Annotated in this window: 17 protein-coding genes; 6 read left to right on the top strand and 11 right to left on the bottom strand. The window is 57.8% G+C overall.

Annotation, left to right across the window (positions count from 1 at the left end):
• Nucleotides 1–34 precede the first annotated feature (34 nt).
• Together ACW14G_RS07455 and mpl are read right to left on the bottom strand one after the other, a co-directional pair.
• Nucleotides 35–556 carry a GNAT family N-acetyltransferase gene (locus ACW14G_RS07455; RefSeq protein ID WP_249022408.1) on the bottom strand — a complete coding sequence of 174 codons (522 nt, stop codon included), beginning with the start codon at nt 554–556 and terminating at the stop codon, nt 35–37.
• Between the two features lie 141 nt (nt 557–697).
• Complete coding sequence (mpl, locus tag ACW14G_RS07450) at nt 698–2065, bottom strand: UDP-N-acetylmuramate:L-alanyl-gamma-D-glutamyl-meso-diaminopimelate ligase (protein WP_167577029.1); 1368 nt, start codon at nt 2063–2065, stop codon at nt 698–700.
• A 176-nt stretch (nt 2066–2241) separates the two neighbouring features.
• Here mpl and fbp point away from each other — a divergent pair, with 176 nt between their 5' ends.
• Complete coding sequence (fbp, locus tag ACW14G_RS07445; protein WP_064546953.1) at nt 2242–3240, top strand: class 1 fructose-bisphosphatase; 999 nt, start codon at nt 2242–2244, stop codon at nt 3238–3240.
• A gap of 153 nt (nt 3241–3393) precedes the next feature.
• Here the strand turns inward: fbp and ACW14G_RS07440 are convergent, their stop codons facing one another.
• The 5 genes from ACW14G_RS07440 to ytfQ all read right to left on the bottom strand — a co-directional run bounded on the left by ACW14G_RS07440 (nt 3394) and on the right by ytfQ (nt 9656).
• Nucleotides 3394–4956 (bottom strand): methyl-accepting chemotaxis protein, encoded by a 1563-nt coding sequence (locus ACW14G_RS07440; RefSeq protein ID WP_163445871.1) that lies wholly within the window; start codon nt 4954–4956, stop codon nt 3394–3396.
• Between the two features lie 86 nt (nt 4957–5042).
• A complete protein-coding gene (gene yjfF / locus ACW14G_RS07435; protein ID WP_163445812.1) occupies nt 5043–6044 on the bottom strand; it encodes a galactofuranose ABC transporter, permease protein YjfF in 1002 nt (333 codons plus the stop codon).
• On the bottom strand, nt 6031–7056 hold the full coding sequence (gene ytfT / locus ACW14G_RS07430) for a galactofuranose ABC transporter, ATP-binding protein YtfT (protein WP_249022409.1): 1026 nt from the start codon (nt 7054–7056) through the stop codon (nt 6031–6033). The genes yjfF and ytfT overlap by 14 nt, the downstream gene beginning before the upstream one ends.
• A gap of 10 nt (nt 7057–7066) precedes the next feature.
• Nucleotides 7067–8569, bottom strand: coding sequence for a galactofuranose ABC transporter, ATP-binding protein YtfR (gene ytfR / locus ACW14G_RS07425; protein ID WP_167577031.1), 1503 nt, complete (start codon nt 8567–8569; stop codon nt 7067–7069).
• Between the two features lie 130 nt (nt 8570–8699).
• Nucleotides 8700–9656 carry a galactofuranose ABC transporter, galactofuranose-binding protein YtfQ gene (gene ytfQ, locus ACW14G_RS07420; protein WP_163445815.1) on the bottom strand — a complete coding sequence of 319 codons (957 nt, stop codon included), beginning with the start codon at nt 9654–9656 and terminating at the stop codon, nt 8700–8702.
• 402 nt (nt 9657–10058) lie between these two features.
• Here ytfQ and ppa point away from each other — a divergent pair, with 402 nt between their 5' ends.
• Complete coding sequence (gene ppa / locus ACW14G_RS07415) at nt 10059–10586, top strand: inorganic diphosphatase (protein ID WP_064546944.1); 528 nt, start codon at nt 10059–10061, stop codon at nt 10584–10586.
• A 102-nt stretch (nt 10587–10688) separates the two neighbouring features.
• On the opposite strand, the gene ACW14G_RS07410 is transcribed toward ppa, so the two are convergent.
• Genes ACW14G_RS07410 through tamA form a run of 3 tightly spaced genes read right to left on the bottom strand, consistent with a single transcriptional unit; the run spans nt 10689 to nt 16542 of the window.
• Nucleotides 10689–11033, bottom strand: coding sequence for a gamma-glutamylcyclotransferase family protein (locus tag ACW14G_RS07410; RefSeq protein WP_064546942.1), 345 nt, complete (start codon nt 11031–11033; stop codon nt 10689–10691).
• Between the two features lie 2 nt (nt 11034–11035).
• Complete coding sequence (tamB, locus tag ACW14G_RS07405; RefSeq protein WP_419057307.1) at nt 11036–14812, bottom strand: autotransporter assembly complex protein TamB; 3777 nt, start codon at nt 14810–14812, stop codon at nt 11036–11038.
• Nucleotides 14809–16542 carry an autotransporter assembly complex protein TamA gene (gene tamA, locus ACW14G_RS07400; RefSeq protein WP_167577033.1) on the bottom strand — a complete coding sequence of 578 codons (1734 nt, stop codon included), beginning with the start codon at nt 16540–16542 and terminating at the stop codon, nt 14809–14811. Before tamA ends, tamB begins: the two co-directional genes overlap by 4 nt.
• Nucleotides 16543–16812: 270 nt before the next feature.
• Here tamA and msrA point away from each other — a divergent pair, with 270 nt between their 5' ends.
• The gene (gene msrA / locus ACW14G_RS07395) at nt 16813–17457 is read left to right on the top strand and encodes a peptide-methionine (S)-S-oxide reductase MsrA (RefSeq protein ID WP_167577034.1); all 645 of its coding nucleotides are present in this window, start codon (nt 16813–16815) and stop codon (nt 17455–17457) included.
• On the opposite strand, the gene ACW14G_RS07390 is transcribed toward msrA, so the two are convergent.
• Nucleotides 17454–18512 carry a LacI family DNA-binding transcriptional regulator gene (locus tag ACW14G_RS07390; protein WP_163445819.1) on the bottom strand — a complete coding sequence of 353 codons (1059 nt, stop codon included), beginning with the start codon at nt 18510–18512 and terminating at the stop codon, nt 17454–17456. The two genes, msrA and ACW14G_RS07390, sit on opposite strands and share 4 nt — an antisense overlap.
• A 189-nt stretch (nt 18513–18701) precedes the next feature.
• Here ACW14G_RS07390 and ACW14G_RS07385 point away from each other — a divergent pair, with 189 nt between their 5' ends.
• From ACW14G_RS07385 to ACW14G_RS07375, 3 genes are read left to right on the top strand one after another with little or no spacing between them, the layout of a single operon-like run.
• The gene (locus tag ACW14G_RS07385; protein ID WP_163445820.1) at nt 18702–19856 is read left to right on the top strand and encodes a Gfo/Idh/MocA family protein; all 1155 of its coding nucleotides are present in this window, start codon (nt 18702–18704) and stop codon (nt 19854–19856) included.
• A 19-nt stretch (nt 19857–19875) separates the two neighbouring features.
• Nucleotides 19876–21054 (top strand): Gfo/Idh/MocA family protein, encoded by a 1179-nt coding sequence (locus ACW14G_RS07380; RefSeq protein ID WP_249022411.1) that lies wholly within the window; start codon nt 19876–19878, stop codon nt 21052–21054.
• Nucleotides 21055–21056: 2 nt separating this feature from the next.
• Entirely contained in the window at nt 21057–22124 is a 1068-nt protein-coding gene (locus ACW14G_RS07375) for a Gfo/Idh/MocA family protein (RefSeq protein ID WP_249022412.1), read from the top strand.
• Nucleotides 22125–22133 lie beyond the last annotated feature (9 nt).

Raw genomic sequence — 22133 nt, 5'->3', positions numbered from 1 at the left:
TTCCGTAAAATGCCCTCTTCGTGAGGGTATTTTTTTATGCCATCACCACCCGACGTAAATCATCGTTGAAACGCTGGTACTGCGCCTCGTCAATCGGCTGCGGATAGCTCAGCACAATTAATGCGTGATCGGCGATACCGGCGTGATAGGTCGGGTGCGTATGCGGCCACGGGTTAGCGAAGAACCCCATCCCCTCATAAAAACGCAGACGTTTGTGGGCAATCTCGGTGGTCAGCGGGTCGATTTCCAGAATCGTTGTCGGCGCGCGCTTAAGAACCTGCCCCAGCAGGCGCTTACCGTAGCCCTGTGAGCGCAGGCTGCTGTCAACGGCCAGATGTTCAATGTAGATATAGCCGTCAAATGCCCATGTCCCGCTCATCCCGATGAATAGCTCACCGTCGAACCACGCTTCCAGCGCGTAGTGCGGGTCGTGGAGTGCGCGCTGTTTGGCGGGGAGTTCGCGCTGTTCGTGCCACGGAAAGGCGTGGGTATAGAGGGCATTGAGCGGAGGGAATAAGGGGGAATCGGTGGTCGTGATTTTTTTGGCGGTGAGCATGTTTGGGTACCGAGGGAGAGTGTTGTATTGAGCGAGCCCCCTCACCAAGGGGCGAGGGAGAAAACCAATCGTGCTCGCTGCTCGGTCGGTCCCCTCTCCCCTGTGGGGAGAGGGTTAGGGTGAGGGGCCCAGCTCAGCCGTTTAGTGCTGAGCTTTCTTTTCCAGCCTTTCCAGCAGCTTCTGATGAATACCGCCAAACCCGCCGTTGCTCATCACCAGAATATGGTCGCCCGGCTCGGCGCTTTTGACGATCATATCCGCCAGCGCGTCAACGTCGGCGCTCCAGTGGGCTGGCTGCACGCAGGCTTCCGCCACTTCCGCCACCTGCCATGGAATATGCTGTGGCTGAAGCAGGAACACTTCATCCGCACGGCCCAGAGACGGCGCGAGGTCGTCTTTGCAGACGCCCATTTTCATGGTGTTCGAGCGCGGTTCCAGCACGGCGATAATCTTCGCGGTACCGCCCACTTTGCCGCGCAGCGCTTGCAGCGTGGCAAGAATCGCGGTCGGGTGATGCGCGAAGTCATCGTAAACACACACGCCGTTGGCTTCACCGCGCAGTTCCAGGCGGCGACGGGCGTTGATAAAGCTGCCCAGCGCATTGGCGGCGTCAGCAGGCGTCACGCCGACATGACGCGCGGCGGCAATTGCCATCAGGCCGTTGTGCATGTTGTGTTCGCCCACCAGGCCCCACTTCACTTCACCGACCTTTTCACCGTCGAGCAGCACTTCCCACTCGGAGGCGTCGGTGTTCAGCTTTTTCGCCTGCCAGTGGCCCTGCTCACCCACCAGCTCCTGCTCGCTCCAGCAGCCCATCGCCATCACCTGCTTCAGGTTTGCGTCGTTCTCCGGCAGGATGATACGGCCCTGACCCGGCACGATGCGCACCAGGTGGTGGAACTGTTTCTGGATAGCTTTCAGATCGTCGAAGATGTCCGCGTGATCGAACTCAAGGTTGTTGAGGATCAGGGTACGCGGGCAGTAATGCACGAATTTGGAACGCTTATCGAAGAAGGCGCAGTCGTATTCATCGGCTTCAATCACGAAGAACGGGCTGTCGCCCAAACGCGCGGAAACCTCGAAGTTACCCGGCACACCGCCGATCACGAAGCCCGGCTTGTAGCCGCACTCTTCGAGGATCCAGGTCGCCATACCGGCGGTGGTGGTTTTACCGTGGGTACCGGCAACCGCCACAACCCAACGGTCGCGCAGCACGAAATCGTGCAGCCACTGCGGGCCGGACATATACGGAATGTTCTTCTCCAGCACCGCTTCCACGCACGGGTTACCGCGCGTCATGGCGTTGCCGATGATGACCAGGTCTGGCTGCGGATCAAGCTGGCTGGCGTCATAGCCCTGAATTAAATCAATGCCTTGCTTTTCAAGCAGCGTGCTCATCGGGGGATACACATTGGCATCCGAACCCGTGACTTCGTGACCCAGCGAACGAGCCAGCATTGCCAGACCGCCCATGAAAGTGCCACAAATACCCAAAATATGAATGCGCATACGTCACTATCCTTTTTTTATCTGCCCCGCATTTTACTCATATGTTTGCCGGCAGAGAAATGCATTTCAGGATATTCCGTAGTTTGCTGGCGCGATTCACCTGTGCGTATTTTTTTTATTCTTTGTTAGTATTGTTGCAGCCGTTTTACTCAACATCCACTGTCAGGGAAAGTGTTATGAAAACGTTAGGTGAATTTATTGTCGAGAAGCAGCACGAGTTCTCCCACGCAACCGGTGAGCTCACTGCTTTGCTGTCGGCAATAAAGTTAGGTGCTAAGATCATCCACCGCGATATCAATAAAGCCGGTCTGGTCGATATCCTGGGTGCCAGCGGCGCTGAAAACGTACAGGGAGAAGTACAACAAAAGCTCGATCTGTTCGCGAACGAGAAACTGAAAGCTGCGCTGCGTGCACGTGACATCGTCGCCGGTATCGCCTCCGAAGAGGAAGACGAAATCGTCGTCTTCGACGGCTGCGAGCACGCGAAATACGTGGTCCTGATGGACCCGCTGGATGGCTCATCTAATATCGACGTTAACGTCTCTGTCGGTACCATTTTCTCCATCTATCGCCGCGTTACCCCAGTGGGTACGCCGGTGACCGAGGAAGACTTCCTGCAACCGGGTAACCGTCAGGTAGCCGCCGGTTATGTGGTTTACGGTTCTTCCACCATGCTGGTGTACACCACCGGCTGTGGCGTGCATGCCTTTACCTACGACCCGTCGCTGGGCGTGTTCTGCCTGTGTCAGGAGCGCATGCGCTTCCCGCAGCGCGGCAGCACTTACTCGATCAACGAAGGTAACTACATCAAATTCCCGAACGGGGTGAAGAAGTACATCAAGTTCTGCCAGGAAGAAGATAAGTCCACGCAGCGCCCGTACACTTCACGCTACATCGGTTCTCTGGTGGCCGATTTCCACCGCAACTTGCTGAAAGGCGGCATCTACCTGTACCCAAGCACCGCCAGCCACCCGGAAGGGAAGCTGCGTCTGCTGTATGAGTGCAACCCGATGGCGTTCCTCGCGGAGCAGGCCGGCGGCAAGGCCAGCGATGGTAAAGAGCGTATTCTGGATATCGTGCCAGAGAGCCTGCACCAGCGCCGTTCATTCTTCGTCGGCAACGACCATATGGTTGAAGACGTTGAGCGCTTTATTCGTGAGTTCCCGGACGCGTAATACGTCAGGAGCTGGGTAGCCCCTCACCCTAACCCTCTCCCCATGGGGGAGAGGGGACTGTCCGGTTTTCCCCCTCGCCACATGAGCAGAGGGGTCGGTCGATTTTCTCCCTCGCCCCTTTGGGGAGAGGGCCGGGGTGAGGGGGTAACCCGATTACGCCACCTGCAACCGGAACGACGCCATCGCCGCCACCAGCGCCTGCGACTGCTCTTCCAGCGAACGGGTTGCCGCCGAAGACTGCTGTACCAGCGCCGCATTCTGCTGTGCGGTTTCATCCATCTGGCTCACCGCAATATTCACCTGCTCAATGCCGCGGCTCTGTTCCTGCGACGCGCTGGCAATTTCCCGCATCAGCTTGGTCATCCGCATCACTTCGCTGGCGATCTCATCCATGGTTTCCCCCGCCTGCTGCGCCAGGTCGCTGCCTTCATTGACGTGGGTTTGCGAGTCGGCAATCAGTTGGCGAATCTCTTTCGCCGCATCGGCGCTGCGGCTGGCGAGGTTACGCACTTCACCGGCTACGACCGCAAATCCGCGCCCCTGTTCACCCGCACGGGCCGCTTCCACCGAGGCGTTAAGCGCCAGAATATTGGTCTGGAAGGCAATGCCATCAATCACACTCAGGATGTCCGCAATACGCTTCGCGCTGCCGGATATATCCTGCATTTTTTCAATCACATAACACACCATCTCGCTGCCACGATCGGCGGTATCCGAGACATCGCGCGCCAGCTTGTGCGCCTGCTCGGCGTTGTCGGCGTTCTGCTTCACGGTGGCGGTCAGCTGTTCCATGCTGGCGGCGGTTTGTTCCAGCGAGGTGGCCGTCGACTCCGTACGCTGCGCCAGATGATTGTTACCCGCCGTCAGCTCGCGGCTGCCGATATCAATCTGTGAGCTGGCGTCGCGCACCCGCATGACCGAGTTCATCATTGACTCGCGCATCCCGGCAATCGCCACATTCAGACGCTTAATTTCGGCGCTGCTGGTTTTCAGCGGCGAAGGGGTTAAATCCCCGGACGCCACCTGCTCAAGCTGACCAATCGCCGATGCCAACGGTTTCAACAGCAAATGTTGCAGTTGCAGCCAGGCCAGCGCTATCACCCCTGCGGTCAGCGCAATGGCCAACACCATCAGTGCCAATACGCGATTTTTGGTGCTGTGTACTGCCGCGACTTCAATCTGCCCACGCGACTCCCCCCAATCCTGGAAGGCGTGAATGGCGTTATCAAACTGGCGGGCCACCGGGATCATCGTTTTTTCCAGCAGATCGTAATAACCGTCGACGTTCTGCTGCTCGAGCGCCGCCAGCATCGGTTTGATCGCCTGAGTGTTATAGACCTCATAGCTTTTCGCGACATCCGCCATCCGTTTTGCGCCATCAGCATCGTCAACCGATGACTGGCTGACGCTGGCGATAATTTTTTGCCCCTGCGTCACTTCGCCGTTAAGGGTTTTGACGGCCTTCGCCGCGTCGTCCAGCATGCCGATTTCCATCAAGCGGATCGCCTGGCCTGCTTCGTTACGCGCACGCAGCAGCAGCGTATAACCCTCATTCAGCTGCGTCATTTGCTCGCTTTGCAGATGGTCAATACGCTGGAGGGAAGCAGAACTTTGGGTGAGAGCATAAATGCCAATACCGCTGACCAGAATCAGCAGCAATGTCATCACGGCGAGCAGGGACAGCAGGCCGGTACGGATAGAGAGCGTTTTTAGCATCATAGTTTTGTCCGGTAGCAGGGGTACTGTTTGGCGTAAATGACTGGTATCGGCTGCTACCGGAAAAACTTTAGCGTTTCAGTATGTTAGTTCTTTGTTACCGGGAGATCGACGCGGGTGACAGCCGCACTCTGCCGGTTCTCCCACAGCACCGTCAGCGCTCGTTGGAGAGCAATAAAAATAAACAGCAGAATGCCGATAGCGATTTTGGTCCACCACGAGCTCAACGTGCCGTCAAAGTTGATGTAGGTCTGAATCAGCCCCTGAATGCCCACGCCAAACAGCGTGCCCAGCACCGTACCGACGCCGCCGCTCAGCAGCGTGCCGCCAATCACCACCGAGGCGATGGCATCCAGCTCCACGCCAACCCCTGCCAGCGCATAACCAGCCTGGGTATAAATGGAGAACACAATGCCCGCCAGCGTTGCCAGCCCCGTCGACAGCATATAAATGCGCACGATGGTGCTACGCGTCGGAATACCCATCAGGTTAGCCGAGGTAGCGTTACCGCCGATAGCGTAGACCTGATTGCCAAAGCGCGTACGGTGGGCCAGGAAAATCCCCAACACCACGACCAGCAGCATTAACAGCCCCATCGCGCTCAGACGGCCGCCGCCGGGAAGGGTCCACGCCAGCCCGGAGAGGGTGTCGTATACCGGGTGATCGATAGGAATCGACTCTTCAGACACCAGGTAGCTCACGCCGCGCAGGAAAAACATCCCGGCGAGCGTAATGATAAATGCCGGGATCTTCAGCGCGTCAATCAACCAGCCCATAAACGCGCCGAAGGCGCAGCCCATCACCAGCACCAGCGGAAAGGCCACCAGCGGCGATAACCCCCAGAAGCCGATCGCCTTGGCGAGAAATACGCCGGTGAAGGCGATCACTGAGCCGACGGAAAGATCGATACCACCGGAGAGGATCACAAAGGTCATGCCTACCGCGACAATCCCGAGGAAAGCGTTGTCGGTCAGAATATTGCAAATCACTCGCGTCGAGGCGAAACCGGGAAACTGGGTCAGACAGTAGAGATAACCCAGGATAAACACCCCCAGGGTGATCATCAGCGGTAAGTTACGTTTTATCATGGCCCCGCATCCTCATCAGTATCTGAATAAAGCGCGGTGACTGGACGATCAGCACGCACATCACCACCACCGCTTTCACCACCTGGTTCAGCTCCGGCGGGAATCCGGAGAGCAGAATACCGGTGTTCATCCCCTGGATAATCAATGCGCCCACCACTGAAAGCAGCAGGTTAAAGCGCCCGCCCATCAGCGAACCGCCGCCGATCACTACCGCCAGAATCGCGTCCAGCTCCAGCCATAGCCCGGCGTTGTTGGCGTCGGCGCCGCGAATATCCGCCGCCACGATCGTGCCAGCGATCGCCGCACAGATGCCGCTCAGCACGTAGGCCAGCATCACCACGATGCGGGTATTCACCCCGGCGTTTTTCGCCGCGCGAATGTTGATCCCCACCGCTTCAATAAACATACCGAGCGCGGTTTTACGCGTCAGCAGCCAGAAGACAATCAGCGTCACCAGCGCAATAATGACCGGCGTCGGGAACAAGAGAAACTTGCCGCTGCCGATCCACGCCAGCGACGGCGAGTCGAAGGTGACGATCTGCCCGGAGGTGATAAGTTGCGCCACGCCGCGCCCGGCGACCATCAAAATCAGCGTGGCGACGAAGGGCTGAATTTTCAGGATCGCGACCAAGATGCCGTTCCACAGCCCGGCCAGCACGCCGGATCCGATCGCCGCCAGCAGCACTACCGGCAGACTGTGCCCGGCCACGGTCATTGAGGCCGCAGTGGCGCCGGCGATAGCCATCACCGCGCCAACGGAAAGATCGATACCGCCGGTGGCGATCACCAGCGTCATGCCGATCGCCAGCAGCGCTACCGGCGCCGCGCGGTTGAGGATATCAATCGGGCTGCCGAAAAGACGGCCATCCTGTAAGGTTATCTGGAAAAAGTGCGGCGCCACCAGGCTATCGACCAGCAGCACCAGGATTAACGCCGCAATTTGCGGCATACCCGGCGGCCAGCGAAAGCGGCGCGCTGGCTTATCGGTTTGGGGGACAGTTCGGGGCATCACGGTTAACTCCTTAGGCCGCAATCGCGTTCATAATGGCGGGAACAGAGAGCTCGGCGAGCGGGATCTCCGCCACCTGTTGGCGATCGCGCATGATGATCACCCGGTCGGCGTAGCCCACCAGCTCCTCCAGTTCAGACGAGATCACCAGCAGCGCCAGGCCGTCCGCACACAAGGTTTCGATCAGGCGAATGATCTCCGCGTGCGCGCCAACGTCTATCCCACGCGTCGGTTCGTCGAGGATCAGGAACTGCGGGCGCGTCAGCAGCCAGCGCGACAGCAGCACTTTTTGCTGATTGCCGCCGGAGAGAAACTCCACCGGCTGCTCGGCGCTGGGGGTGCGGATCGCCAGCTGGCGAATGAAGCGCTCGGCAATCTCGTTTTGTTCTTTGCGCGGAATTGGCCGCAGCCAGCCGCGTTGCGCCTGCAGCGCGAGGATAATGTTTTCGCGCACTGAGGCGGCGGCAATAATGCCGTCCGTTTTACGATCCTCAGGGCAAAAGCCGATCCCCAGACACGAGGCCTGATGCGGCGATCGCAGGGTTTGCGGCTTGCCTTTGATCGTCGCCTGCCCGCTGTCGGCGGGATGAATACCGAAGATCACTTCCGCGGTCTCGGTGCGTCCGGATCCCAGCAGCCCCGCCAGGCCGACGATCTCGCCAGGGCGGACATGCAGATCGAACGGGGCGATGGTGCCTTTTTTGCCATAGCCTTCAAAGGAAGCCACCGGTTTATCACTCAGTAACGTGCGTCCCGCGCGATGCAGCGCCTGGCTCTCCAGCTCACGACCCAGCATCATTTTTACCAGCTCAATCTGCGGCAGCTCGCGGGTTTCCCGGCAGCCGACGAAGGTGCCGTTGCGCAGTACGGTGATCCTGTCGCTCACCGCATACACCTGATCGAGAAAATGGGTGACAAAGATCAGGCTGACCCCGCGATCGCGTAGCTGGCGCATCAGGGTGAAGAGCATCTCCACCTCTTTGGTGTCGAGGCTGGCGGTCGGTTCATCGAGGATCAGCACTTTGGCGGAGAGATCGATCGCCCGACAGATGGCGACGATCTGCTGCATCGCCACCGAAAAGCGGTTTAACGGTTCGCGCACGTCGAGGGAAAAACCGTAGGAAGCCATCAGCGCGGTGGCGCGTTTTTCCATCTCTTTGCGCTGAATAAAGCCAAAGCGTTTGGGCTCGCGGCCAATAAACAGGTTGTCCGCCACCGACATGTTCGGCAGCAGGTTCACTTCCTGATATACCGTGCCGATACCCAGCTGCTGAGCATGCGCGGTATTTTTCGGATGAATTTGCTGCCCTTCCAGCCAGATACTGCCGCTGTTGGCGTGATAAACGCCGGTCAGCGCTTTAATCAGCGTGGATTTACCCGCGCCGTTTTCGCCGAGCAGCGCCATAATTTCGCCGCGCCGCAGGCTGAAGTTGACGTTATCCAGCGCTTTCACGCCGGGAAAATACTGGCAGAGCCCCTCGGTGCGGAGGATTTCCGGGTTGGTTTCAGTGGTCATGGTGCGCTCCCCCTCACCCTGGCCCTCTCCCCGAGGGGGAGAGGGGACGTATTGTGCCTGATTGATAGCCCTGCACCGAACGGCGCCCTCTTCCTTACAGGGAGAGGGCTGGGGTGAGGGTATCAACCGCTTAGTAGCCCATATTTTTCTTCTTCTCTAACTCTTCTTTCGCCGTATCCGGCAGATACAGCGTGGACTTGGTCAGCGTCACTTTTTCCGGCAGGGTGCCGTCTTTCTTGAATTTCTCCAGCGCATCAAACGCCGGGCCGGCCATGTTCGGCGTCAGCTCGACGCTGGCGTTCGCTTCACCGGCAATCATCGCTTTGTAGATATCCGGTACACCGTCAATTGAGCCGGTGAGGATATCTTTACCCGGCTTCAGCCCGGCCTCTTTTATCGCCTGAATGGCACCGATCACCATATCGTCGTTATGGGCGTAAACCATGCAGATGTTCTTACCGTTGTTCTCCGCCTTGATGAAGCTCTCCATCACCTCTTTCCCCTTGCTGCGGGTAAAGTCGCCGGACTGGGAACGGATAATCTTGATGTTAGAGGCTTTCGAAATGGCATCAGCGAAACCTTTCTTACGGTCTATCGCCACGCTCGCGCCGACGGTCCCCTGCAGTTCCACCACGTTACACGGCTTGCCGTCGACAGTTTTGATCAGCCACTCGCCGATCAGTTGCCCTTCCAGCACGTTGTTGGCAGTCACGGTGGTCATGTACAGCGATTTATCTTTCACATCGATAGAACGGTCGAGCAGGAACACCGGAATTTTGGCCTCTTTGGCCTCTTTCAGTACCGGTTCCCAGCCGGTCGCCACCACCGGCGCGATAAAGATGGCATCAACGCCCTGAGCGATAAACGAACGCACCGCTTTTATCTGGTTTTCCTGTTTTTGCTGCCCGTCGGCAATCTTCAGGGTGATACCGCGTTTTTCCGCTTCCTGCTTCGCGACGTTGGTTTCCGCCGCGCGCCAGCCCGATTCAGAGCCAACTTGTGAAAATCCCACCGTTAAAGGGGCAGCCATGACCATAGACGACATGGCTGCGGAAACTGCTGTGACAAGAAGTAAGCGCTTCCACATAGAGGTATCCTCGTAGGGTTATTGTTGGTCAAATATTCATCTGCGGAAAAACTATAGACAATGGGAGATGTAACGGAATGCGTTACATCACACTTCAAAAAAGTAAATTATTTGTTAATTACCATTAACAGAACAAGTTCAGGAGGGAGTAGGCGTCGCGCACCCGTTGAAGGCTATCGATTTTGTGGAAATTTTAACCCGCATCAGCCCATTTCCTGGCGCAATGTAAACGGTTCCACGATTTTATTCAGTATGCGGCTAACTTTATGGATTTTCCTGCCATAAGAAGGCACTGAAAAGACCGTGTTTCACGGCAGGAGATGTAAAACAGCCCAAGACATTCGCGGCGAGTTGGCTATAATACCGGGCACTGATTTGCCACACATTCTAAAGGAAACAGACATGAGCTTACTCAACGTCCCTGCGGGTAAAGATCTGCCGGAAGATATCTACGTAGTCATCGAAATCCCGGCTAACGCAGATCCTATCAAATACGAAGTCGACAAAGAGAGCGGCGCGCTGTTCGTTGACCGTTTCATGTCCACCGCGATGTTCTATCCGTGCAACTACGGCTACATCAACCACACCCTGTCTCTGGACGGTGACCCGGTTGACGTACTGGTCCCGACTCCGTACCCGCTGCAGCCGGGTTCTGTGATCCGTTGCCGTCCGGTTGGCGTTCTGAAAATGACCGACGAATCCGGTGAAGATGCGAAACTGGTTGCGGTACCGCACACCAAGCTGAGCAAAGAATACGATCACATCAAAGATGTGAACGACCTGCCGGATCTGCTGAAAGCGCAGATCACCCACTTCTTCGAGCACTACAAAGACCTCGAAGCGGGCAAATGGGTTAAAGTTGACGGTTGGGACAACGCTGAAGCGGCTAAAGCTGAAATCGTTGCTTCCTTCGAGCGCGCGAAGAAATAAGATTTCTTTTTGAGCGTTAAAAACACCGCCTCCGGGCGGTGTTTTTGTTTGTAGACCACGCTGATAAAAAAACAACGCCACCCGAGGGTGGCGTTGTCGTATTCAATACTGGTCTTTATCCAACCAGTTGCCGCTTTCTATCAGCTTCAGCCCATCGACCGGGCGCTGATAGACGTACATCCAGGCGCTGCCATACGGCGTCTGAATGAGGTGACGTGCGTATTCGCCCGCTTTGGTACGCAGCGCATCCAGCTCGGCTAGCGTCGAGGCATCGATCCGATAGACTTCACCGTGTACCGTGCCATCGCCGGGCACCGCGCCTGGATAGTGGCCCAGGCTGTACAGTTGATAATCGGTCACGCTGTGATCGCCCAGCCACTGAGCGTTGGTCATCCAGTGGCTGTTGCCCTGTTTGCGCCGTAAACTGCCGTAAACAAATATTCGCATTGCTAAAACTCAAACTGATAGAGCAAATCGAGCGCCTGGTCTACGCCAGACACCGCTTCCAGATACAGCTTAGGCATCAGGCGATAGCGTAACGTGAGCGTCGCTAACGAGTCAAAGATCCCAACGCCATATTTCACCTGCAGACCTGGCAATACGTATCCGCTGACCACCACCTGGGAAGAGTCGCCCACCCCCTGGGTATCCAGCGCCAGATTACTTACGCCAAACGTCTCGCCGATTTTACCCACAACCTGACCACTTTGTGCAACCCCCATACCAATAAGCATTGAGGTCATCGCTGCGCTGTCGCTCTGACCGCTGTCCAGTCCCTGTCCACGAACAAGGTAGGAGAGCGCTTCCTGCTGCGACATCGCCGGGTCGGAGAAGACTTCCGCCTTTGGCTGATCCGCCGAGCCGGTTACGCGAACGCCGGCGATCACATCGTTTTCGGTGGCATCCGGGTTACGAATCGCTTCGATATTCAGCAGCGGCTGATCCGGCGGGCCGGAGAACAGCAGCTCGCCTTTACGCACGATCAGATCCTGGCCGTAGGCGTGGAAGCGCCCTTCCGGAATATTGATCTGCCCGTTAAGCCCCAGCCCCTGTTTATCCTGCGCCACCTTCAGGTCGCCGGTCAGACGCGCCTTCAGGCCAAACGCATCCAGACGAACGTTGTTGCCGACGTGGATAGTCAGGTTACTGTTGATCGGAATTGAAGCCGATTTGGTCTCTTTTGGCTGGAGATCGTTATTCAGCAGTACTTCGTCGCTGGAAACGCCCACTGCGCTTTCTGGCACCTCTTTCACCACGATACGCGCCCACGGCACATCAACGTTACCGTCAAGGGTAAACAGGCTCGGCGTGGCGTTAAACACAACGTCTGGCGAGACGTCGAGACGTACCATCGGCGGCACGGTAATTCGCACGCGAGAGCCTTTCGCCGCAATACGCGCGCGCCAGTTTTCAATCTGCCGCCAGTCAGCGTCGCCGTTCAGGCTGATCTGCCCCTGTGAGGTTCGCACCTCCCCTTGCAACGTCGAGGTGGCGCCGTTGAAGTTCATCGTCAGCTGGCTTGGCTGCATGTCGAAGGGCATAAAGTTACCGTCAACGTCCAGCCCATTCAGCTGAAGCTGGCCGAACATCAGCGGGCTCTGAAGATCGCCGCCGAGACGCAGATTCGCGTTCAGCTTGCCGTCCGCCTTTTCACCACGCGAGAAGATCGGGTTCACCATCGCCAGCGAGAAGTTACGGATGTTGACGTTACCGCCGAGGTTACGTCGCCCCTGCGGGTCGGTCACCTGCACCTGTCCATCCAGTTGGCCGTTGTTGGTCAGGCGAATCAGCCAGCCCAATTCGGCGCGGTTGTTGTGCAGATCGGCGCTCAGATTCAGCGTATCGAAAGCCACCGGCAGCGGCGCGTTGTTGACGATCTGGGTGACCTTAACGTTGCGTCCGGCGAGGGTGACTTTACCCTGTGGCAGCCCTTCCTTAGTGGTGTCCCAGGAGACATCCGCGTTGCCACTAAACACGCCGCTAGCCTGAGTTTCCTCCGGCATAAACGGCTTGAGCATCGCCAGATCGAAACGGTTGAGGTTCACCACCGCACGCCCTGCCGCGCCCGCATCAATTGTCTGCGGTACGCACAGCTCGGCGTTCGGATTCACCCAACAGTGTGGCCCGATGCTGATTTTCTGTTCCAGGTTACGGTAGTCCAGCGCGATATCACGGTTGATGGACCACGGGCCGACCGGCGTCTGGAAGCGGGTATTGCTTAACGCCCCCTTCCAGCGTTCTTCTTTGCGGTCAAAGCTCCCCGCCAGCGCCAGCTGTCCAGAGACCGGCTCGCCCTGAATTTGCAGCTGTAGCGAGTGCTGCTTTTCGTTGCCTTTCGCCGCCAGATGCACCAGCCCGATATTCACATCCGGCTGCACGATACGCTCAACGCGCACGTCGAGATTACCGCCAATCTGATCGGTGGATTTCACGTCGCCGTCGACGCGCACCTGGCCAATCGACAGCTCCTGCCAGCGCAGACCACGCGCGGTGATGTCCGCCAGCAGCTGCGGCGCATCCACCGTACCGCGAATCTTCACCAGCCCTTTCGCCGTGCCGCCTAATCCCGGCAGCATGTTGTCGAGCTTCGGCGCGTCGATATTGGCATCGAGCTCCAGGTCTTTCACCCCCAGCTCGCCCTTCACGTCGGCGGTGTTATTGCCCAGCGCCACGTGCAGCCCCGGAATGGTCCATTGCAAATAGCTGTTACCGCGCAGAGAGCCATCGACTTTCACTTTATTTTGCTTCACGTTACCGCTGATTTTCATCTCCGGTACGTTCATCTGCCAGCTACCGCCGTACAGGCTGCCGTTAGTTTTGATCAGGCCATCGAGCTTCGACGGCCAGTCCGGCGCCAGCTTCACGGTGTTGATGCCATGCAGCGCCAGCTCGCCGCGCCAGCTGATCGCCTGCTGCCAGTCGAGCAGCGCGGTCAACTCCGTTTTGCCTTCCAGCGCCGCGACGGTGAGCTTGTCGAGGTTCACCTGCCGCTCGTTGCCTTTGGCGTCGAGGGTGATATCCGCTGGCGGCACGTCCTGCCCTTTCACCGCGGTGCGGAACGACAGGGTGTAGTCGGTCATCTTACCGCCTAGCTTCAGCTTCAGGTCATCGGCCTGGAACTGTTTCTCGCCGGTAAACGGCCAGTAGAGCTGCTTGCTGTTCACCTCAAGGTTGAACGGTAGCCCGGCTTCCGCCAGCTGTGCCTGCGCGCGAATGCCCATATCCACCGGGCCGGAAAGGTTAACCCCCACTTCCAGTTGCTTGCGCACCGCGCCGCCCACCTTCAGCTTCACCTTTTCGCCCTTCAGCGGGTCCATATTCAGGGTGCTGTTGAGCGTGAGGTCTACCGGCCAGTCGTTGATCAGCGTCGCTGTACCGCTGGCGTTCACCGTGCCCTGGCTGGAGTCGATATCCAGCGCGTCGAGCTTCATATTGCCGTCGATACTGCTGACCTTCAGCAGCATCTTATACACCGTCAGGTCGGTATCGCCGGTAATACGCAGCTGCTCGCCGCTAAAGGATTCGATATTCAGGTTCAGCGGCAGATGCACATCGGTCATCTCCGGCAGCACCGGTTTCGAGAACAGCTCGGTCATGGTTTCGCCGAGCGGTTTTTCCTGCGGCTGCGGGTTATCTATCTTCGGCTCCACCACCTCTTTCTGCGCCACGTCGGCGACTTTCGGCAAAGCGATGAGCAGGCCTTGCAGCGTGGTTGGCGTGAGCGTCAGGTTCTTTTCCTGCCACGTCAGGCCGCTGCTGAAGTCCATCACCGACACCGTGGTGTCATCAATCTTGATATTGACGTTGTTGAGCGCGAACCGCTTCAAAGTGATTGGATACGGCGTCGAGAGATTCAGCGGCCCGCTGTCCTCTTCCTCCACCGGCGCGGCAGGCGGCATTTTGCTGCTGTCGATTGCCACGTTGATGTTGCTGAGCGCGACATCGTTAACGCACACGCTGCTGTGCCACAGGCAATTGAGCTCCACCGCCAGATGAAGTTCACCGGCATCCACCGCCACGCCCGGCTGGGTGTAGCGGACATTTTTCAGCGATAAATCGCGCCAGCCGCCGGTGACCTGGCCTATCTCCAGCCCCGGGACCCAGCGGTTCGCCGCGTTAAACAGCAGATGCAGCCCCGTGGTGGTGCCAATCAGAAATCCCACGATGCCCAGCAGCAGCACGACAAAAATCAGTACGCCGAGGCTTATTTTTTTCCATAACGTCATAGCTCAGGCCCCAGACCGATGTAAAACTGTAATCCGTGTTCATCTTTGTCGCCCACCGGGACGGCAAAGTCGAGCTTGATGGGCCCCACTGGCGACTGCCAGCGTACGCCAACCCCCGCGCCGGTTTTCCAGTCGCTCTGGCGAATATCGCTGACCGCTTCCCCGCCGTCCATGAACACGGCACCCCACCATTTCCCCGTCACGTTGTACTGATATTCCAGCGAGCCGGTGGCCAGTTTTGATGCCCCGATGAGCTTGCCTTTGCTGTCTTCCGGGGAAATTGACTTGTACTTGTAGCCGCGAATACTGCGGTCGCCGCCGGCGAAGAAACGCAGGTCAGGTGGTACGCGGTCAAAGTCGCCGGTTTCAATCCAGCCGAGGTTGCCACGAATCACAAAGCGATGGCGATCGTAAAGGGTACGAATCCAGACGTTTTGCGCCTGAAACACCGAGAAGTCGACATCCGAACCCCAGGCGGTATTCGAGTAGTCGATCGAGTAGCGCTGAGAGTCGCCCCAGGTGGGCATCAGGCCGCCGCGTGAGCGGGTACGGCTGATAGAAACCCCCGGATAAAACAGCATGGTGGTGTTGGTGACATCGGCCTGCGTAAAGTGGTCAAGACTCCAGCGCAGGTTAATCGCGCGCTGCCAGCCGCTGGAAAGATCCCAGAAACGTGAGACCGCAAGCGTGGTGGAGTCGGCTTTGGTGTCGTTGAGGTCGGTACTTTTAAAACCGCCCTGCACCAGATAATACTGCTCAAGCGGGTTTTTCAGCAGCGGCATCTTATAGCTGAAGTCCAGCTGCTGTTCCGGCGCCGAAACGCTGAGGCTGGTCGTCAGGCTGTGACCGTAAGAGTTCACCCACGGTTTTTTCCATGACGCTTTCACCCGCGGGCCAACGTCGGTGGAGTAACCTCCCCCCAGTTCTACGGTATTTTCGCTGCGCGGCGATACCACACCATGCAGCGGTAAGACCTTAGTTTTCCGTGATTTATCAAACTCCGGCGCCACAACCACCGAGTTAAACCAACCGGTGGCGGACAGACGACGGTTCAATTCCGCCAGATCGCTGGATTGGTAATAGTCGCCCTTTTTGAACGGCACCAGATGCTGCAAATACTCTTCGCGAATCTGCGAGCCTTCGAAGGTGACGTCACCAAAACGGTAGCGCTCGCCGCTGTCATAGTCGATATCCCAGAATGCCTGATGACGATCGACCGCCACGCCAAGCTGGCTCTTTTTGAACTCGCTATCAAAATATCCCTTACGCAGCGCCACGCTGGTTAACGACCCTTTGAAATGATCGTAATCGCCATGGTTGAGCACCGTGCCAATTTTGGGTCGGGTTTTCAGCAGATCCAGATAATCGCGGTCGGTACGCGCCCCGCCGCGCAGGATCACATCGGTGCCGCCAATGCGCACCGGTTCACCCGGCGTCACCTTGGCCAGCAGCACCTGACGCCCCTTGGCCGGCGGTGGCTTAAGTTCAAAATCGATGGTCGGTTCGTAATAGCCGAGGGCTTTCAACCCTTCGCGAATGGCATCATCCACGCGTGCGCGAAAGCGACGATCCGGCGATACTTCGTCGCTGTCGATGGTCGATAGCTGGGCTCGAACGTTTTTTTGTAGTTCGCCTGAGAGCCCTTCAACCTGTAGTCGGATGTTTGCTGCACTGGCAACACCGCTGGTCAGCAGTAAGCTCACCACACATAACTGGCGGATTTGTCGCACGTTTTCTCCTGAATATCCTTGTTTCCACCCCAAAAGGGAAACGGAAGTCCGCTCCGCGGCCATGACTGCGTTTTAGCCTTTTTCACGCCCTGATGGCGCGCGGCATTCAACGTCAGCTTAAAAAACCCACTCTTTGTCGGGTTGAAATAAAGACAGAGCCCCAAATTATTCTTATGTTTAAATTTAGACGTATTCGGCGTGGTTATTGTGTTAAAAGACACGCCCGGTTACAACCTTAACGGAAATTACTGTTCCCCGGAGGCGGTCCCTATGAGCTTGTTCGACAAAAAACATATTGTATCTCAATCGGATGCATTACCCGGAAGAAATACCCCCATGCCGGTTGCAACGCTCAATGTTGTGACGGAACACTCAATGACCCACGTGCCGGAAGGCATGGAGGTCGCGCTGTTTGCGATGGGCTGTTTCTGGGGCGTGGAGCGGCTGTACTGGCAGCTTCCCGGCGTTTACAGCACTGCGGCGGGCTACACCGGCGGCTATACGCCGAACCCGACATACCGGGAAGTCTGTAGCGGGCAGACCGGGCACGCGGAAGCGGTGCGTGTGGTGTATGACCCGGCGGTGATTAGCTATGGCGAACTGCTCAAAGTGTTCTGGGAGAATCATGATCCGGCGCAGGGCATGCGTCAGGGCAACGATCACGGCACGCAGTATCGCTCGGCAATCTATCCGCTGACCCCAGAACAGGAACAGGAAGCGCACGCCAGCCTGCAACAGTTCCAGGAAGCCATGCGCAGCGCGGGCGACGCACGTGATATCACGACCGAAATCGCCCTCGCGAAGCCGTTCTACTACGCGGAAGATGAACACCAGCAGTATCTGCATAAAAACCCGTACGGCTACTGCGGCATCGGGGGAATTGGCGTGTGCCTGCCGCCACAGCTGCAGGGCTAACCGTCCAACGCCAGACGCGCCGCATGGCGCGTAGCGTTTGCCACCGTGCCAAAATCCATCACTTTGCCCTGTAATAACAGGTTGTAGACCGGCGACTGCGGGCGGTTGAGGCGGGTTTGCAGCAGATGTACGGCTTCAATGCCCAGATCGCGGCAGGGCACGAGAATGCCAGTGACCGGCGCAGTCAGGCTGCTTTCCAGATTCCACGTAAAATCGGTGGTAATCAGAGAGATATCTTCGGGGACACGCAGCCCGTGGCGTCGCAGCGCCTTCATCACCCCCTCAGTCATGCTGGTGCTGTTGGGGAAGATAACATCAGGCCACTGCGCGCGATCGTGGGTCGTCAGCCAGGTGTCCAGCGCCAGCTCCGCCTCTTCCGCCGTAAACCACTCGGTGACCAGCAGGTCATGCTGAGGATTGAAAGGAACATGGTGATAGCGATAGGCCTCTTTAATCCCGTCCAGCCGGGCATAGAGCGTTTCCCGACGCAGGCAGGTCATCGTCAGAACCCGCCGATGACCTTGCTCAAACAGATAGCGCATCGCGGTAAAGCCAATCGCCCGGTGGTCGGGCGACACGCAGTCCAGCGACATCTCTCGGTCGATGGAGTTGATCAGCACGCAAGGCTTATTCAGCGTGCTGGCCAGTTTAAGGATCATGGGATCATCCGTGCCGATAATGATCACCGCGTTGATGCTCTTGTGGCTGGCTTTTTCGAGGAATAACTTAACGTCGGCGTGCTGCTCCTCCAGCGCACAGTGGCTGATCCACACATCATGCGGCGCGCTGGCTTCGGCAATCCCCTTCGTGACTTCCAGATAAAAGGTATCGCCCCGCCCCTGAAAGGTGCGCTCCGGCGCGAACACCGCAATGCCGTTAATCAGCAGCCGTCCGTTAGCCAGCGAGTCCAGCACCCCGAGCTGGCGGGCGCATTTCACAATCGCCTCTCGCGCTTTTTCACTGGTGTAGGATTTACCGCTCAGCACCCGGGAAACGGTACTGATGGAGTAGCCGGTACGGGCGGCAATTTCATCCATTTTGAGCTTACCTGGCATTGTGTGACCTCGCTCGCAATCATATTTTGCAAATTTTTGCAGATGCAGTTCGCTGATTTTAAAACCCATTTTCAGTTTTCCGCGCATATTCCTTTTCTACCTGCGAGCATTCTCACAAATTCCGTTTGTCCACCTTCGCCCGCTTCCCTATTTTCAGATTTCAGTCATTTCTATTACGTAAGGTGCAACATGGATAAGGTGCGTTTTGGCATTATCGGCGTGGGCAATATCGGGACCGTCCACGCCCGATACCTACTGGCGGGTACGGTAAAAGAAGCCTGCCTGACGGCAGTGTGTGACAACAATCCCGACAAACATTCCGCCATTCGCCAGGTGGTTGGCAATGACGTCACCCTCTTCAGCAACGCCGAAGAGATGCTGAAAAGCGGGCTGATTGACGCGGTCATCGTCTCCACGCCGCACTATGACCATCCAGGTCTCTCCATGCTGGCCATGCGTCACGGCATTCACACCCTGTGTGAGAAACCGGCTGGCGTCTACACCGCGCAGGTGCGCGAGATGAACGAATTCGCCCGCGGCTGCAACGTGGTGTTCGGCATGATGTTCAATCAGCGCCCTAACCCGCTGTATCAAAAAGTGAAAGATCTGATCGACAGCGGCGAGCTGGGCGAACTGCGCCGCTCCAACTGGATCATCACCAACTGGTATCGCTCGCAGAGTTACTACAACTCCGGCGGCTGGCGCGCCACCTGGAAGGGTGAAGGCGGCGGCGTGCTGCTGAATCAGGACCCACACCAGCTGGATTTATGGCAATGGCTGGTCGGTATGCCGGTACGGATGCGCGCTTTCTGCCAGTTCGGTAAACATCGCGATATCGAAGTGGAAAACGAGGTCACCGCCTATGCCGAATACGCCAACGGCGCGACCGGCGTCTTTATCACCACCACCGCCGAAGCGCCGGGGACCAACCGTCTGGAGATCGCCGGCGATCGCGGCAAAGTGGTGGTGGAAGACGGCAAGCTGCGCTTCTGGCGGCTGCGGGAATCGGAAACCGAATTTAACGCCCGCTGGGAAAACGGCTTTGGCGAACCCGAATGTTGGGAAGTGACCATTCCCGTCGCGCCGGAGTGCAGCGACCACCACGTCATCACCGCCAATTTCGCCGCCGCGGTGCTGCATGGCACGCCGCTACTGGCGCCGGGTACCGAGGGTATTCACGGCCTGACGCTGTCAAACGCCATGCACCTCTCCACCTGGACCGATGATTGGGTTGACCTGCCGTTCGACGAAGCCCTGTTTAAAAAGCTGCTCGATGAGCGCATCGCCACCTCCATCGATAAACAGGTGGTCAGTAAAACTCTCGATGCCTCCGGCACCTGGTAATCCGCAGCAGGAGAACACCATGTTACGCATTGCGATTGTGGGAACCGGCAACATCTCCCACAGCCATATTCAGGGCTATCAGGAATTTGCCGACCGCTGCCAGATTGTGGCGCTGGTCGATATCTACCCGGAAAAGGCGCAGGAAAAGAAAGTGCGCTACGGGCTGACGCACGCCACCGTGTTCAGCAGCCATCAGGCGCTACTGGAGTCCGGCCTTGAGGTGGATATCGTCGACGTCTGTACGCCGCCGTACGTGCACGCCGAAATCAGCATCGACGCGCTCAACGCCGGGAAACACGTGCTGTGCGAGAAGCCGATGGCGGCCTCGCTGGAAGAGTGCGACGCGATGATCGCCGCCCAACGCGCCAGCGGCAAAATCCTCTCCATTATCGCCCAAAACCGCTTTACCGACGCCTTCTGGCGCTTAAAGCAGGTCGTCGATTCCGGCGAACTGGGGAAAATCTGCCACGCGCAGGTGGACTCCTTCTGGTGGCGCGGCCACTGCTACTACGACCTGTGGTGGCGCGGGACGTGGGAGAAAGAAGGCGGCGGCTGCACGCTTAACCATGCGGTGCACCACATTGACGCCATCCAGTGGATGCTCGGCTTCCCGAAAGAGGTGGTGGCGATGATGACTAACGTCGCCCACGATAACGCCGAAGTGGAAGATCTTTCCGCCGCCATATTCCGCTACGACAGCGGCGCGCTGACGCAATTGACCGCCTCGGTAGTCCATCACGGTGAAGACCAGAAAATCGTGATTCAGGGCGATAAAGCGCGCATCTCCGCACCGTGGGACGTGTGGGCCAGCGTCTCCGCCGACAACGGATTCCCGCAAGAGCAACACGATAGTGAACGTGAAGCGCGGCTGGATGCGCTGTTCCGCCATACGCCGCCGCTGAAATACACGCTACACGCCGGGCAGATTAACGACCTGCTCAATGCCGTTGAACAGCACGGTGAGCCGCTGATTGATGGCGTGCAGGGCAAACGCTCGCTGGAGCTGATCACCGCGATTTATCAATCGTCAATTACCGGACGGGTGGTGACGCTTCCCGTCAGCCCGGATGAGCCCTGGTACAAAACCGGCGGCCTGGTTTCCCTCGCCCCGCACTTCTACGAAAAGGCCGCCTCGGTGGAGAACTTCTCGGAAGTAGGCGCAATTCCGTTGGGTAAAAATTTGGACAAAGGAGCATAAGCATGAGTATCAAAGACGGTATGAACTACGCCCCGGTGGGTAAACCGCAACCGGTTGTCGGCGAGGGCGAGTTTATTATTGCCGCCGCCGCGTTGGACCACGGTCATATCTATGGCATGTGCAACGGCCTGATTGAAGCTGGGGCGACGCTGAAATGGGTTTATGACCCCGATCCAGCCAAAGTCGACAAGTTCGTCCAGCAGTATCCGCAGGTACAGGTTGCGCCTTCGCTGGAAACCATCCTCAACGACAGCAGCGTACAGCTGGTTGCCGGTGCCACCGTACCTTCTGAACGCTGCGCGCTGGGGCTGAAAGTGATGGACGCGGGTAAAGATTACTTTACCGATAAAGCGCCGCTGACCACGCTGGCGCAGCTGGAGGCCGCTAAACGTAAGGTGGCGGCAACCGGGCGCAAATACGCGGTTTACTACAGCGAACGCCTGCACGTTGAAAGCGCCGTGTTCGCCGGGCAACTGGTGCAGCAAGGCGCAATTGGCCGCGTGATGCAGACGCTCGGCGTCGGCCCACACCGTGAAGGCGAAGGTCGCCCGGACTGGTTCTATGAGAAGGAATTCTTCGGCGGCATCCTGTGTGATATCGGCAGCCACCAGATTGAGCAGTTTCTGTTTTACACCGGTAACACCGACGCGCGTGTCGTGGCAAGCCAGGTGCGCAACGTTAACCATCCGCAGTATCCGCAGTTCGAAGATTTCGGCGACGCGATGCTGGCCGGGGATAACGGCGCGACTGGCTACTTCCGCTGCGACTGGTTTACCCCGGACGGCCTCTCCAGTTGGGGCGACGGTCGCCTGACCCTGCTCGGCACCGAAGGCTATATCGAAATCCGTAAATACGTCGATATCACTCGCGGCGAGCAGGATGTGGTGTATCTGGTCAACAAGGAGGGCGAATTCCGCTATCCGGTCGCCGGTCAGGTGGGCTTCCCGTACTTCGGCCAGCTGATTCTGGACTGCCTGAACCGTACGGAAAATGCCATGACCCAGGCGCACACCTTTAAAGCCGCCGAGCTGTGCGTAAAAGCGCAGATGCTGGCGAACGCGGTGGAATAACAGGAGGCG

Source organism: Kluyvera sp. (genome assembly GCF_965301105.1).
The sequence above is the reverse complement of the archived record's forward strand: the minus strand, read 5'-3'. Positions and strand labels throughout refer to the sequence as shown.

Coding starts and splice junctions, on each gene's coding strand:
- ACW14G_RS07455 (WP_249022408.1), bottom strand. CDS start 556: ATGCTCACCGCCAAAAAAATCACGACCACCGATTCCCCCTTATTCCCT.
- mpl (WP_167577029.1), bottom strand. CDS start 2,065: ATGCGCATTCATATTTTGGGTATTTGTGGCACTTTCATGGGCGGTCTG.
- fbp (WP_064546953.1), top strand. CDS start 2,242: ATGAAAACGTTAGGTGAATTTATTGTCGAGAAGCAGCACGAGTTCTCC.
- ACW14G_RS07440 (WP_163445871.1), bottom strand. CDS start 4,956: ATGCTAAAAACGCTCTCTATCCGTACCGGCCTGCTGTCCCTGCTCGCC.
- yjfF (WP_163445812.1), bottom strand. CDS start 6,044: ATGATAAAACGTAACTTACCGCTGATGATCACCCTGGGGGTGTTTATC.
- ytfR (WP_167577031.1), bottom strand. CDS start 8,569: ATGACCACTGAAACCAACCCGGAAATCCTCCGCACCGAGGGGCTCTGC.
- ytfQ (WP_163445815.1), bottom strand. CDS start 9,656: ATGTGGAAGCGCTTACTTCTTGTCACAGCAGTTTCCGCAGCCATGTCG.
- ppa (WP_064546944.1), top strand. CDS start 10,059: ATGAGCTTACTCAACGTCCCTGCGGGTAAAGATCTGCCGGAAGATATC.
- ACW14G_RS07410 (WP_064546942.1), bottom strand. CDS start 11,033: ATGCGAATATTTGTTTACGGCAGTTTACGGCGCAAACAGGGCAACAGC.
- tamB (WP_419057307.1), bottom strand. CDS start 14,812: ATGACGTTATGGAAAAAAATAAGCCTCGGCGTACTGATTTTTGTCGTG.
- msrA (WP_167577034.1), top strand. CDS start 16,813: ATGAGCTTGTTCGACAAAAAACATATTGTATCTCAATCGGATGCATTA.
- ACW14G_RS07390 (WP_163445819.1), bottom strand. CDS start 18,512: ATGCCAGGTAAGCTCAAAATGGATGAAATTGCCGCCCGTACCGGCTAC.
- ACW14G_RS07385 (WP_163445820.1), top strand. CDS start 18,702: ATGGATAAGGTGCGTTTTGGCATTATCGGCGTGGGCAATATCGGGACC.
- ACW14G_RS07380 (WP_249022411.1), top strand. CDS start 19,876: ATGTTACGCATTGCGATTGTGGGAACCGGCAACATCTCCCACAGCCAT.
- ACW14G_RS07375 (WP_249022412.1), top strand. CDS start 21,057: ATGAGTATCAAAGACGGTATGAACTACGCCCCGGTGGGTAAACCGCAA.